The organism is Boseongicola sp., assembly GCF_057460485.1.
The window spans coordinates 1-12,528 of sequence record NZ_JBVCWP010000104.1; the positions used below are offsets into that span (position 1 = coordinate 1).

Consider the following 12,528-nt stretch of genomic DNA (forward strand, 5'->3'; position numbering starts at 1 on the left):
AAGGTAAATGGGGACAGTACGTCGTCGAAGTACCGGGTGCCGGCGCGCTAAATGTTGAAAAACACCTTTACGAGGAAATCTTCCTTGTCGCCTCTGGCCGCGGCACAACAGAGGTTTGGCTTGAAGAAGGCGGAGAAAAACACGTTTTTGAGTGGCAAAAGGGGTCGCTGTTTTCGATTCCAGTGAATGCCTACCACCGGATTGTGAATGCCACAGGAGAGCCTGCGCTTTTGATTGGCGGGACGACAGCGCCTAACTTAATGAACTTACTGGGCGACACTGATCTGATCTTCAATTGCCCATATAAAATGACAAGCCGGTTCTCGGGCACAGATGATTTCTACAAATACAAAGAAGACCTTGAGCCTGACCCGATCCGAGGTCTTGCGATGCGACGCACCAACCTCGTGCCCGATGTCATCAATTGTGATCTGCCACTCGACAACCGCCGCTCACCGGGTTGGCGTCGAGTAGAACCCTTCATGACTGGCAACAAATTCTATCTCTGGCTTGGTCAGCATGAGACTGGGAAATACTCCAAGGGCCATGCACATACCTCAGCTGCAGTGCTGATCTGCATCAAGGGTAAAGGCTACACCTATACTTGGCCCGAACGAGCAGGCGAGACGCCGTGGGAAGATGGCAAAGGCGATCTGGTCCAGCGCGTTGACTATGAGCAATTTGGCATGGTCACGGCGGCACCGGGAGGCGAGCGTTGGTATCACCAGCATTTCAACTCTTCGCAAGAACCCTTCCGTCTAACCGCTTGGTTCGGACCGAACCACCCTACCATTGTCACGGGCCTTCCGCCGGGCGCCAAGCAGATCGACTATACCGCGATGGATGTGACCGAGGGTGGCACTTCGATTCCATACTGGATGGAAGATAAAAGGCTGCGCAGTGAGTTTGAAAAGCTGATCGGGGCCAACGGCGGCAATAGCCGCATGGATCCGAGCCTTTACGATAAGCCAGAAGTCCAGTGAACAAGTCGATGCACCCAGACGAAACAGATGATGGTGGGCGCATCCACTTTTCGAGCGCCGGCCGCTCGCTGATCGAGGAGGACCAGATAGAACTGACAAGCGTCGGCGTTGATATCGGGTCCTCCACCTCGCACCTTTTGGTCTCGACCATCATGCTCGAACGGATGGACACCCGATATGTCGTTACCGGCCGCAAGGTTCAATTTGAATCTGAGATCTTGTTAACGCCCTATGCCGATGGAAATACCATTGATGCCGAGGCGTTGGCAGCCTTTATCGAAGCGCAATACGCCGCTGCAGGGCTTTCATCCGAGGATATCGACACCGGTGCGCTGATCTTAACTGGCGTAGCCGCGCGACGTACGAACGCGCGCGCCATCGGCGAGATATTCGCAGCCCAAGCCGGCAAATTCGTAGCTGTAAGTGCGGGCGACGCGCTAGAAACACTTATGGCGGCCCATGGCTCTGGTGCTGTGGCACTGTCAGAGCGGTTGGGAACAGTTCTCAACATCGACGTTGGCGGAGGCACAACCAAGATTGCATTGTGCCGTGATGGAGACATCATCTCACGCACGGCGCTTGATGCCGGTGCGCGTCTAATTGTGACCGATGCCGACGGTCGGATTACACGGTTGGAACCTTTCGGCGCGCGGTATCTCTCCGACGTTGACGCAGAAATCGGGTTGGGTGACGTGCTACCCGCCGACATCCGCAACAAAATAGCCAAGCAGATGGCCGCCGCGATCATTTCTGCCGCCCGTGGCGAAGAAGTTTCTGACTTTATGCGCCTTGCGCCGCTGGCCGAGGCTCCCACTTCCGGACAGATCGTTTTTTCCGGCGGCGTGTCAGAATTCTTGGACGGGAGCGGCGGAAATACAGACGATCTTGGACCAGAACTAGCGCTTGCCCTGGCTTCTTTAGTAAAAGAGCATGCATTTCAGGTCTCGCCTGCGCGTCAAGGCATCCGTGCGACAGTCGTGGGCGCGTCGCAATATACTGTGCAAGTCTCTGGTTCGACAATCTACCTTGATCCAGATGACACATTGCCCCTCCGCAACCTCGCGGTCATCGCACCGACGGTCGTGCTGGGCGATGAGATCGACGCACAGGAGGTCGCGGCAGCAATCAAGGACGCCCTCGCCCGCCTTGATTTGCAGGACGGCGAAACGCCGGTTGCGGTCGCCGTGCCATGGACCGGTTCAGCGAGTTACGCCCGCCTTCGCGCTTTGGGCAATGGCCTTGTCACCGGCCTCACCACCATTCTTGAGAAAGGGCATCCGCTGGTGATTGTCAGTGAAGGTGACATCGGTGGTCTGATCGGCATGCAGTGCCGAAGCGAAGAGAATTGCCCCGGCGCTATCGTTTCCATTGACGGAATAGCACTATCAGAATTCGATTTCATCGATATTGGCGAGGTGTTGCGCTCCACCGGTGCCACACCAGTCGTTGTTAAATCGCTTTTGTTCCCGACGGAGCACTAATGAAAGAGACACCCCAAGCCCCACGCATGGTCACATCGATCTGGCCCGCCGTGCTGCTGTTGGCTTTCGCAGTAGCGATGTTCTTGATCGCGCGCGGATATTCAGCGACATCTGCGCGATTTCCGGCAATGGTCGCGGGCGCGATGATCGTTTTAGCGGTGTTCGATGTCTGGAGCCGCTCAAAGATTCCTGGCGCTCAGGTTGTCGAAACCTTCGGCGGGACCGGCTTTCGCCAACGCGAAATGATGCATAACCCAACCTTTGCCAATCAGGCTGAATGTTTGGGTTGGATTGCTGGTGCATTCGCAATGATGGCGACAGTTGGCATTCTTGCTGCCTCTCCGATCTTTTGTGCAGCGTACGCGCGTTTACGGGGTAAACTTACGCTTGCAGTCTCTGCTGGTGTGGGGATTGGCGTGCTGATCTTTCAGTTCGCGGTGTTTGAATGGGCACTCAATTACGAACTCTACCGAGGCCTATTCTTTACGAAGGGTGGCGTTAACGCTTGGTGACGACGCCAAAAAACATAGGGAGGAAGTAAAAAATGAAGAAGATACTAGTAACAGGGGCGACTGCTATTGCGCTCACGGTTGGTGGGGCCGCACAGGCGGAATTCCCAACGGACGACAACATCACATTCGTAATCCCCTACAGCCCAGGCGGGGGTTTTGACACTATTGTGCGTCAATTCGCGCCAGCATTGGAAACCGCGATGGGAACAACCGTTGTACCAGAGAATATCTCAGGCGCTGGCGGCGCGCGTGGCGGACAGGCCGTTCACCGGTCCGATCCTGATGGCTATACAATCGGTATCTACAACATCCCCGGCCTGACTGTGAACGAAGTCACGGGGCGCGATCAAGGCTTCAAACTTGATGAAGTCACATGGATCGCAAACCTTGCTGTCGCAACTTATGGGCTTGCAGTGGCAGTCGACAGCGGCATCAATTCAGTCGAAGATCTTTGTGCGATGGGGCAACCCACAAAGCTTTCGGACACAGGTGCTACATCAACGGCATCTGTCACGACACGGATCACCTTCGGTATCCTTGAGTGTGATATTGTTGATGTTACCGGCTATGCGGGTTCCAACGACGCAATGATCGCTGTAATCAGCGGTGAAGTGAATGCGACCATCAAGCCAATCAGCTCGCTTGCAAAATACCTTGATGGCAGCGGAACCGGCGATCTGAAGTTGATCCTAACCCTAACCGAAGATGAGGCTGTAACCGGCGTCCCCTCGGCTACAGATATTGGACATCCAGAATTAGCCAAGTTCACGCTGAACCGTGTCATCGGTGGCCCTCCTGGCATGCCAACTGAGGTCGTCGCCGCTATTGAAGAAGGTTTGCGCGCAGCGTCAGAAGACCCATCTGTTACCTCTTGGGCTGATGGCGCTGGCATTAGTTTGGCCTTCATGGGCGCCGCCGCAACTGCCTCTATGATGGATGATCTCAGTTCATTCTACGAGCAGTACAAAGACCTCGCAGCAACGGCTGAATAATAGATGTTGCGCGCCGCCATTTCCGGCGGCGCGTACCCCAACTGGATTTTGTCATGGGTTTAGACGCGCTTTTTGAAGCCTTCCTTGCCGTCCTGAACGGGGGGAGCCTGCTTTTTTTGATGGCTGGTGTTTTGCTTGGCCTCACTTTTGGTGTGATCCCGGGGCTGGGTGGCACAACCGCACTCGCCCTTCTAATACCGGTGACCTATACGTTGCAGCCGCTTGATGCGATGTATCTTGCGGGCGGAGTTATGGGGGCCACGTCCTTTGGCGGATCAATATCCGCGATCCTTTTAAACACGCCCGGCACGGCACCTAATGCGGCAACGACATTCGATGGCTATCCACTTGCCCGACAGGGCAAAGCCGGGCTCGCCATTGGTGCGTCTGCGACTGCCTCCGCCCTAGGAGGGTTGATCGGTCTTTTTACCCTACTTCTATTCATTCCTGTGGCACGTGAAGTTGTTCTGAGCTTCGGCTCGTCTGAGTTTTTCCTGCTGACCATCCTTGGCCTCGCAGCTATTGCTGTTTCGGTCAAAGGTAAGCTTTTGCGCGGGTTGATTGCGGCCTGTATCGGTTTGTTGCTCGCGTTCACTGGAGCGAACCAGTTCACCGGCGAAACCCGCTTTACTGGCGGAATGAATTATCTATGGGACGGTATTCCTTTGGTCCCTGCACTGACCGGGTTATTCGCCATAAGTCAAATGATCGAGCTTGCGCTCAAGGGTGGATCGGTGGCGGATGAAGAAACCCGCTCCGCGGCCGAGAATATGAAGATCACAGGCGTCGGCGAAGGTATACTCGCGGTTTTCAAACACTGGCCAGTCCTATTGCGCGGGTCCCTAATCGGTACGGTCATTGGCGCCATCCCCGGGCTAGGCGGTACAGTGGCTTCGTTTCTGAGCTATTCATCAACAGCACAAACTGCCAAAGACCGCGACACCTTTGGCAAAGGCAACATCAAAGGCGTCATCGCACCAGAAGCGGCCAACAATGCAAAAGATGGCGGCTCGCTCATTCCGACGGTGGCCTTCGGCATTCCCGGAAGCGCAGAGACTGCCGTGTTCCTTGGCATACTTGTGCTGCACGGGATCGAACCAGGTCCCCAAATCCTGCTGCAAAACGAGCGAGAGATTTATGGCTTGATCGTCGCGCTTACGGTTTCGGCGATTGGTGCGTCCGTACTCGGCCTCATCTTTGCGCGCTTCCTTGTGCTGATTACTCGGATTGATGTGAACATCGTTGTGCCGGTGGTGGTGACGCTGTCACTGACAGGCGTTTATGTCCTCGAAGGACGTATGGCCGACGTCGCCGTCGCAACGATTATCGGGATATTCGGCTATCTGATGATCCGCTTTGACTATCCTCGACTGACGTTGGTCATCGCCTTCGTTCTGGGCGAAATCGCAGAGCGGTCCTATCATCAGGTACGCCTCATTTCCGACGGTAACGTTCTGGAGTATATGCTCGGCCGTCCGATTTCTGTCATTTTGATTGTTGCGACTATTGTGACGTTCTTCTTACCCGCCATGCGCAAAATACCATGGCGCCGTCTGACCGGGAGCGCATCGTGAACGAATTTGAGCGCTGGGAAGGTCGCTTTGCGACCGAAGACTATGTGTTTGGCACTACGCCCAATACCTTTCTTCAACAACAGGCCGGGCAATTTCCGGCAGGCGCCAAAGCGCTCTCGATCGCGGATGGCGAAGGCCGCAACGGGGTCTGGTTGGCAGAATGTGGCTTGCAGGTTACCGCGCAAGATTTCTCGCCCATCGCACAAGATAAAGCACGCAAGTTAGCAGAAAAACGTGGCGTAGCGTTGTCTTTTGAACTGTCTGACCTCACAGAGCGGACGTGGGAGGAAGACTGCTACGACGTAGTCGTCGGTATCTTCTTTCAATTCCTGCCCCCTTCAGAACGCGCTAGCGTTTTTGAAGGCATACGCCGGACGATTAGACCGGGTGGCCTTGTCCTGATCGAAGGCTACGGACCAAAGCAGCTAGACTATGGCACCGGCGGCCCCAAGAAATTAGAAAACCTCTACACAGAAGAGCTGCTACGCAAAGCCTTCGCCGGCTTCGCGGAACTCAGCGTCAAAGCCTATGATGCGGATGTATCAGAAGGCGAGGGCCATTGCGGCCGCTCTGCCCTTGTGGATTTGATTGGACGAAAATAGCTTTTAAGGGGCCTCGATGACAACAGCGGTCTCATGAGGCAAAATCTTGTATGTCTTGATCGCAACGAGACAAGGAGGCGCCACGACCTCTCCGTCGCGGATATCAAATTTTCCTTGGTGGAAGTCACACTCGATTACGTGACCTTCAAGATAGCCCTCTGACAATTCACCCGGTCCGTGGGTACAGGCGTTGTCGGTCACATAGAATGTGCCTTCGACCTGGTAAACGGCCAGCTCCAAATCGCCATGGTCAACGCGGATAACTTCGCCATCGGGCACATCGTCCTTGGCACAGATTTCGATCTGATTATTCGCTTCGGTCATTGTCACCCCTGTCTTTCTTCATCGCATAGCCCGCTAAATTTAACGCAGGACCAGTCAAGGGAAACCCGTCGATCCGAACGCGTCCCGCATAGAAGAATGTTGTTCTGCAAAACTTGTTTTTGGACGGGTCTGCGTGAAATAATGGGGCATGGATGATAAAAAAGACACCCCCGAAGCCGAGGCTGAAATTGGCCCCGCAGGATATTACCACAGCCAGAAGGACCGCATTTTTGTGCGCGCCATCCAAGGCGAATATAACCTGCAATGGGAGCTGGACCGTGTGCGGGCCATGCCCCGGGTCCGTAAAGCCAAAGACATCAAATTCGTGGATGGCCCGCAGGCCTATTCACGCCACTATGTGGAACCAAAGGACGGGATCAGCCAGCTGTTCCACCTGCACTTGGAAGAATATGGGCCTGGTGGCAAAAGCCAAAAGCACGGGCATGTAAATGAGGCCGCCTTCTATATCCTTGATGGTGAGGGATACGAAATCCACGACGATATTCGCTATGACTGGAAGGCAGGAGATGTGGCCATCGTTCACAACAACTGCGTCCACCAGCATTTCAACGCCTCTGACACCAAACCGGCGCGCGCACTTGTACTAAAGACTAAGCCGATGTTCGTCTTTATGAATATGCTGTTCCAGAAAACGGTCGAGCCGCGCGACACCTTCCCCGCCCCTGGCGGTGAGAATTTCGAAGTGCGTGAGGAAGAAGAAGATCACAACCATCCTAAGGAGGGTTACTGATGGCATGGGATGAAACCACCAGCTGGCTTGATGGAATCGAAAACCAACCTTTGTACCAAGATCTTCTCGATGACGCCGCCGCCCGCCCCGCGCGGGACGCGGAACGTAAGAAGGTCGTACACCCGCATGAAATGCCGTGGGACATGTCGCGTCAGGGGCTGCTCAAACACCTGATCAATGAGAGTATGAACACCCGAATGGAAACGGTTGATGCCTACATGCAGATCGTCCCACCGGGATCGAAATCTGGCAAGCACCGGCATCTGGCGGAAGAGTGCCTCTATGTTGTTGAAGGCAAGGGCTACGACCTGCATCAAGATTGCGATGTCGAGATCACCGACACCTATTTCTGGAAACCACAGGATAAGGTTTCACGCTGGGATTATGAGGCGGGCGACGTGATCTATGTGCCGCCAAACACTATCCACCAGCACTTTAACGCGGAGCTAGACAAACCGCTGCGGCTTATTTCCTGCATCAACCGGATTTTCAAACAATGCGGTTTGAACGATCTTGAGCAGATCGAAGATGCCCCGGAATATGATCCTGACGTCACACTGACCCCGGACCTGATCCGTGAGTTCCTGCGCGGGAAACCCTGACCCGCCTTAGGAGGGCTCCCTGATGTTCGGCGCCCTCCTCTCTCTCGCCTCTGCTGCGTTTTTTGGATTGAACAACGCCACGCTGCGCCGTGGGGTTATCAAGGGTTCTGTCTTGCAAGCCATGGCGATCACGGTTCCTTTCGGGGTGCCGATGTTTGTGATCCTTGCCGCTGTCATGGGTGGATTCGAGGCGATAGCGGACTGGGGCGTCGCGCCATGGTTCTGGATGATCCTTGCTGGTCTCGTGCATTTCGTAGTGGGCCGATACGGCAACTACAAGGCGACCCAACTTTTGGGGTCTACCTTGTCGACGCCTATTCAACAGCTCTCGATCGTACTGGCTCTTGCACTCGCCGTCGTCTTTCTGGGCGAGACCGTCAATCTGATGAACCTCGTCGGTATCGCTTTGGTTGTTGTGGGCCCAATGATCGTTGCGCGCCGAAAAAAATCAGCGGCGGCGGCCGGTGTATCTAAGGGGTTCACACCTCACTATGGGCCCGGCCTGATTTGGGGTGCTGTCTGTGCCTTTGGCTATGGGGCCAGCCCGCTTTTTGTAGCCCTCGGAATTGCGGATGGCGGAATAGCCGACAGCGTCGGCGGCCTGCTGGTGTCTTATGTCGCAGCTACCGTTGTCGTGATTTTATGGGTGATCGCCGCTGGCGAGACTGGCAATATTGCAGACCTTGACCGCGGCACGCGCGGTTGGTTCCTGCTATCAGCGCTGTTTGTCGCGCTGTCGCAGTTCTTTCGTTACATCGCGCTGGCCGTGGCCCCTGTCACAGTGGTGGTCCCGATCCAGCGGCTCTCAGTCGTATTCCGGCTGATTTTCAATGCAATTCTGAACCGAGAGCATGAAGTCTTTGACCGATGGGTCGTGGGCTCAATACTCTTGTCCGTTGTTGGCGCCATAGCGCTTGCTGGCGATACCCCAACCTTGCTGAATTGGCTAGGACTTGAGCAATACCAGACTTGGCTTGCACGCCCGCTATTCTAACTGGCAGACGCCTGATCAGGCCTTACCAGCTTCGGTGATCGTCTTCATCGCAACGCTGGGCAACTCAGCGCGCTCCAGACCGCTGGCCTTTAGCTGGTTGTCAGACATACCATCCAACCTAGTATAAACCTGATAGGCTTTGTATCCCGACACCATGCCGCGAACGCTTGCACGGAGATGGTCCAAGCCGAGCACACCAGCCAGTGAAGGAAGATCAAAGCTCTTACGTGAAGCTGTAATATAATTCATTGAGATTTCTCCTTTGCTGCAATGCAGAATAAGGTTAAATCATTTATTTTCAACTAAAATTAGCCAATATCATAGCGGGTATGCTGCAAGCGCATTGCTACTTTCCGCGCAGCTTCAAGGCTGCATCAAGGCGTGGATAAACCCGTCTAGCATTGCCCTCATACACTTTCGCACGATCCGCATCAGACAAATCTAAGGCATCGACATAGCGTTTGGTATCATCGAAGTTATGGCCAGTTTCGGGATCAACACCCTTCACAGCCCCGAACATCTCTGATGCAAACAGGATATTCTCGATGTCGATCACCTTAAACAGACAATCGATGCCGGGCTGATGGTAGACGCAGGTGTCGAAGTAGACATTACGCATCACATGCTCTGTCAATGGCGGCTTGCCCATCATGTCGGCCAAACCCCGGTACCGCCCCCAGTGATAGGGCACAGCCCCGCCACCATGAGGAATGATCAGGCGCAGATCAGGGAAATCTGCAAACAGATCACCTTGCAGAAACTGCATAAACGCAGTGGTGTCCGCGTTGATGTAATGCGCCCCGGTCATGTGGAAATTCGGATTGCACGACCCAGAAACGTGGATCATCGCAGGTACATCAAGTTCGACCATTTTCTCAAAAAACGGATACCACGCGCGGTCGGTCAACGGCACTCCGGTCCACATTCCACCACTTGGATCGGGGTTCAGGTTACAGCCCACAAATCCTAATTCCGTGACACAGCGATCCAATTCCTCAATGGCATTGGCGATAGGCACGACGGGATTCTGAGGCAACTGACAGACGCCAATGAAGTTGTCCGGGAATAGCTGCGTCACCCGATGGATCAAATCGTTGCTGTGCCGCGTCCAGATTTTCGAGACAGCCTCATCGCCGATATGGTGCCCCATGCCAGAGGCACGAGGACTAAAGATCGTCATATCCGCCCCGCGATCTTTCAGTGCTTGAAGCTGGTTGGCCTCAACGCTTTCTCGGATGTCATCATCAGAGATGTCAGGGAAGGCTGGCATCTGGGCGCTGGCATCGAAGGCGGCAACTTGTGCCTTGCGGAAGTCCATGAACGGCTTTGGCTCAGTTGTGTAGTGCCCGTGGCAATCAATGATCATTGGCCGGTCTCCCATTCCGCTTGGCTTAGGTAAGTCAGCCCCTTATCCTTAAGGCGTCCACGCATGTTGTTTACGTCCAGCCCCAGCTCTCCGGCTTGATATTTTGCGCGCGCCAATTCCTCTTTTTCGACCCGTGCTTGCGATGCTGCAACAACCGCGCCTGCCTGCAGACGCGGCACAACTACAACTCCGTCGTCGTCCGCCACGATCACGTCTCCAGGCCGGACAATTTCATCACCGCAGGACACGGGAACATTCACATCACCCAGCACTTCTTTTACTGTGCCGTGGGCCGAGATTGAGCGTGACCAGACCGGAAAGCCCAAAGCCTCAAGATCGCGGATATCCCGACACCCTGCATCCAAGATCAGGCCGGTGACGCCGCGCGCTTTCAGGCAGGTACCCAAAAGATCCCCGAAGTATCCAGAATGCGACTCTGAAATCGTCGCTGCAACAAGAACATCGCCCGGTTGGCATTGCTCCACCGCTACGTGGATCATCCAGTTATCGCCAGGGGCAAGAGTGCACGTCACCGCCGTTCCGCTGATCGCAGCCCCCTTATAGATCGGGCGTAATCTATGATGCATCAGTCCCGTCCGCCCCTGCGCCTCGTGCACAGTGGCTACGCCGTATTGCGCTAAAGCCTTCGCGGCTTGCGGGTCAGCACGTTTGATATCAGTTACGACGACTGGCATGGCGGCTCCATTTTCAAGCATTTTCACGGGTGCTGCAGCGCGCAAACCCGTCATTCAATTCTTTGCGGTCAAGGTTGCGCCCAATCACAACCAAGCGCGAGGATCGGGCGTCCTTCAACCACGCAGCGCCAAGATCACCCTCGTACATCATATGGACAGATTGGACGATGACGCGACGGTCTTGACCTTTGACATCCAGAACACCTTTGAGGCGCAAGATATCTTCACCACGCAGCATCAACAAGCGTTCGAGCCAGGCTTCAAGCGCGTCATCATCAAACGGATCTTGCGTTTCGAGTGTGATGCATTCAATCCCATTGGCCGCGACATGATCATGATGCCCTCCGGTATCGCCCAAGTCCTGTGCGATCCGGTCTAAAGAAAAGCTCTGTGTTCCCAAGATATAGGCGGGATCGATCTGGCCGCGATCAATACGATGAATATCTGCATGTGGGTTCAGACCACGCAGCACTGCTTCGATCGCGTCTGGTTCTGTGGCATCCGACACCTTGTTGAGCACTATTACACTGGCCAAAGCGACCTGATCGGCGGCGTCCGCGCTGTCCTCAAGACGTGCCGTGATATGGGCAGCGTCAACGACGGTTACAACCGCATCGAGCCGTGAGAGGCCAGCAATAAGCTGATCGGCGCTAAAGGTCTGGATCACCGGGCTTGGGTTTGCAACGCCGGTTGTCTCGATCAAAATCCCATCCAGCGCCACGTCCCGCTTGAGCAAGTCGCGCAACGTCCGAATAAGGTCACCCCGAACGACACAGCACAGACAGCCAGAAGAGAGTTCGATCAACTCCTCTTCCCCGGTCTCGATCAGATCGCCATCAATCCCAATGTCGCCAAATTCATTGACGATAACCGCAAACTTGCGCCCATGATCGCCTTTCAGGATATGGTTCAACAGCGTGGTCTTTCCCGCCCCCAAATAGCCCGTGACAACCGTCACTGGCACGCGATTGTCGACAGCTACATCCATGGCATCAAAGATACATGGATGGCTTCGCCCGACGCTCCTACCGCTTTGATCGCGTCATGGGTCTGCTCAAGCCCAAAGCGGTGCGTTGTCATCAGCTCCAGTGAAAACCGATCCGAGTTTAGCTGCTGAAGCGCCTGTTCGCACGATTGGTAGTTGTGTCCGCGAGCACATTTGACGGTGACGTATTTATTGCACAACTTAGCGAGCGGAAAGTTCGGAAACTCTGCTGTTTCCTGTTGCACCAGCAGCGTCCCACCTTTGCGCTTCAAAGCCTCGAGGCCTAGCAAAAGTGGCGCCGTCCCTGCACCAGCCGTACAATCTAAGGCAACGTCCACACCTTCGCCGCCAGTAATTTCGCGAATACGCTCGACCGGGTCTTCTTGTTCCACGTTGATCGTATAATCCGCGCCCAATTTCTTGGCGACATCAAGACGTTTGGCATCTTTGTTTGTGCCTGTGACAATAATCAGCTCAGCGCCAGCCTGCTTGCCTGTCACGACTTGGCTTAAGCCTTGCTGCCCTGGTCCCTGCACCAGCAGTTTGGTCTGATAGCCAACCTTGCAGTCGAATAAGGCCCACTGAATGCCGTTCGCCATTGGCGTGACAAGTCCCGCCAATTCTGGTGAGAGCCCATCAGGCACCTTGTGCAGAACGGAGTTCCACG

Annotated in this window: 15 protein-coding genes; 9 read left to right on the forward strand and 6 right to left on the reverse strand. The window is 54.8% G+C overall.

Annotated elements, in window-relative coordinates:
• The 6 genes from AC221Y_RS12785 to AC221Y_RS12810 form a co-directional block, all read left to right on the forward strand.
• Window positions 1-983: cupin domain-containing protein (locus AC221Y_RS12785; protein ID WP_486707449.1), on the forward strand; the 983-nt coding region annotated here is incomplete at its 5' end.
• Window positions 980-2,464, forward strand: coding sequence for an ethanolamine ammonia-lyase reactivating factor EutA (locus AC221Y_RS12790; RefSeq protein ID WP_486707450.1), 1,485 nt, complete (start codon window positions 980-982; stop codon window positions 2,462-2,464). The genes AC221Y_RS12785 and AC221Y_RS12790, both read left to right, overlap by 4 nt.
• Window positions 2,464-2,976, forward strand: a complete 513-nt coding sequence (locus AC221Y_RS12795; protein ID WP_486707451.1) for a hypothetical protein — start codon at window positions 2,464-2,466, stop codon at window positions 2,974-2,976. The genes AC221Y_RS12790 and AC221Y_RS12795 overlap by 1 nt, the downstream gene beginning before the upstream one ends.
• Window positions 2,977-3,008: 32 nt before the next feature.
• Window positions 3,009-3,968, forward strand: a complete 960-nt coding sequence (locus tag AC221Y_RS12800) for a Bug family tripartite tricarboxylate transporter substrate binding protein (RefSeq protein WP_299754094.1) — start codon at window positions 3,009-3,011, stop codon at window positions 3,966-3,968.
• Window positions 3,969-4,021: 53 nt separating this feature from the next.
• Window positions 4,022-5,542: a tripartite tricarboxylate transporter permease gene (locus AC221Y_RS12805; protein ID WP_299754095.1), complete on the forward strand. Its 1,521-nt coding sequence runs from the start codon at window positions 4,022-4,024 to the stop codon at window positions 5,540-5,542.
• Complete coding sequence (locus AC221Y_RS12810; protein ID WP_486707452.1) at window positions 5,539-6,144, forward strand: class I SAM-dependent methyltransferase; 606 nt, start codon at window positions 5,539-5,541, stop codon at window positions 6,142-6,144. Before AC221Y_RS12805 ends, AC221Y_RS12810 begins: the two co-directional genes overlap by 4 nt.
• 3 nt (window positions 6,145-6,147) lie before the next feature.
• Here AC221Y_RS12810 and AC221Y_RS12815 read toward each other — a convergent pair whose 3' ends face one another.
• A complete protein-coding gene (locus AC221Y_RS12815) occupies window positions 6,148-6,468 on the reverse strand; it encodes a non-heme iron oxygenase ferredoxin subunit (RefSeq protein WP_299754097.1) in 321 nt (106 codons plus the stop codon).
• 148 nt (window positions 6,469-6,616) lie between these two features.
• Between AC221Y_RS12815 and AC221Y_RS12820 the strand changes: the two genes are divergently transcribed.
• The 3 genes from AC221Y_RS12820 to AC221Y_RS12830 are packed head-to-tail and all read left to right on the forward strand — an operon-like array spanning window position 6,617 to window position 8,815.
• Complete coding sequence (locus AC221Y_RS12820; protein WP_486707453.1) at window positions 6,617-7,219, forward strand: cupin domain-containing protein; 603 nt, start codon at window positions 6,617-6,619, stop codon at window positions 7,217-7,219.
• Window positions 7,219-7,821, forward strand: coding sequence for a cupin domain-containing protein (locus AC221Y_RS12825; protein ID WP_299757686.1), 603 nt, complete (start codon window positions 7,219-7,221; stop codon window positions 7,819-7,821). Before AC221Y_RS12820 ends, AC221Y_RS12825 begins: the two co-directional genes overlap by 1 nt.
• Window positions 7,822-7,843: 22 nt before the next feature.
• Window positions 7,844-8,815: a DMT family transporter gene (locus AC221Y_RS12830; protein ID WP_299757684.1), complete on the forward strand. Its 972-nt coding sequence runs from the start codon at window positions 7,844-7,846 to the stop codon at window positions 8,813-8,815.
• 15 nt (window positions 8,816-8,830) lie between these two features.
• On the opposite strand, the gene AC221Y_RS12835 is transcribed toward AC221Y_RS12830, so the two are convergent.
• The 5 genes from AC221Y_RS12835 to AC221Y_RS12855 form a co-directional block, all read right to left on the reverse strand.
• Window positions 8,831-9,064, reverse strand: coding sequence for a hypothetical protein (locus AC221Y_RS12835; protein WP_299757681.1), 234 nt, complete (start codon window positions 9,062-9,064; stop codon window positions 8,831-8,833).
• A gap of 97 nt (window positions 9,065-9,161) precedes the next feature.
• On the reverse strand, window positions 9,162-10,181 hold the full coding sequence (locus AC221Y_RS12840) for an amidohydrolase family protein (RefSeq protein ID WP_299757679.1): 1,020 nt from the start codon (window positions 10,179-10,181) through the stop codon (window positions 9,162-9,164).
• Window positions 10,178-10,876, reverse strand: a complete 699-nt coding sequence (locus AC221Y_RS12845; protein WP_486707454.1) for a 4-carboxy-4-hydroxy-2-oxoadipate aldolase/oxaloacetate decarboxylase — start codon at window positions 10,874-10,876, stop codon at window positions 10,178-10,180. The genes AC221Y_RS12840 and AC221Y_RS12845 overlap by 4 nt, the downstream gene beginning before the upstream one ends.
• Window positions 10,877-10,889: 13 nt before the next feature.
• Window positions 10,890-11,864, reverse strand: a complete 975-nt coding sequence (locus tag AC221Y_RS12850; RefSeq protein ID WP_299757675.1) for a CobW family GTP-binding protein — start codon at window positions 11,862-11,864, stop codon at window positions 10,890-10,892.
• A partial coding sequence (locus tag AC221Y_RS12855; RefSeq protein WP_486707455.1) for a zinc-binding dehydrogenase occupies window positions 11,855-12,528 on the reverse strand: 674 nt, incomplete at its 5' end. The genes AC221Y_RS12850 and AC221Y_RS12855, both read right to left, overlap by 10 nt.

Coding starts and splice junctions, on each gene's coding strand:
- AC221Y_RS12795 (WP_486707451.1), top strand. CDS start 2,464: ATGAAAGAGACACCCCAAGCCCCACGCATGGTCACATCGATCTGGCCC.
- AC221Y_RS12800 (WP_299754094.1), top strand. CDS start 3,009: ATGAAGAAGATACTAGTAACAGGGGCGACTGCTATTGCGCTCACGGTT.
- AC221Y_RS12805 (WP_299754095.1), top strand. CDS start 4,022: ATGGGTTTAGACGCGCTTTTTGAAGCCTTCCTTGCCGTCCTGAACGGG.
- AC221Y_RS12815 (WP_299754097.1), bottom strand. CDS start 6,468: ATGACCGAAGCGAATAATCAGATCGAAATCTGTGCCAAGGACGATGTG.
- AC221Y_RS12820 (WP_486707453.1), top strand. CDS start 6,617: ATGGATGATAAAAAAGACACCCCCGAAGCCGAGGCTGAAATTGGCCCC.
- AC221Y_RS12825 (WP_299757686.1), top strand. CDS start 7,219: ATGGCATGGGATGAAACCACCAGCTGGCTTGATGGAATCGAAAACCAA.
- AC221Y_RS12830 (WP_299757684.1), top strand. CDS start 7,844: ATGTTCGGCGCCCTCCTCTCTCTCGCCTCTGCTGCGTTTTTTGGATTG.
- AC221Y_RS12835 (WP_299757681.1), bottom strand. CDS start 9,064: ATGAATTATATTACAGCTTCACGTAAGAGCTTTGATCTTCCTTCACTG.
- AC221Y_RS12840 (WP_299757679.1), bottom strand. CDS start 10,181: ATGATCATTGATTGCCACGGGCACTACACAACTGAGCCAAAGCCGTTC.
- AC221Y_RS12845 (WP_486707454.1), bottom strand. CDS start 10,876: ATGCCAGTCGTCGTAACTGATATCAAACGTGCTGACCCGCAAGCCGCG.
- AC221Y_RS12850 (WP_299757675.1), bottom strand. CDS start 11,864: ATGGATGTAGCTGTCGACAATCGCGTGCCAGTGACGGTTGTCACGGGC.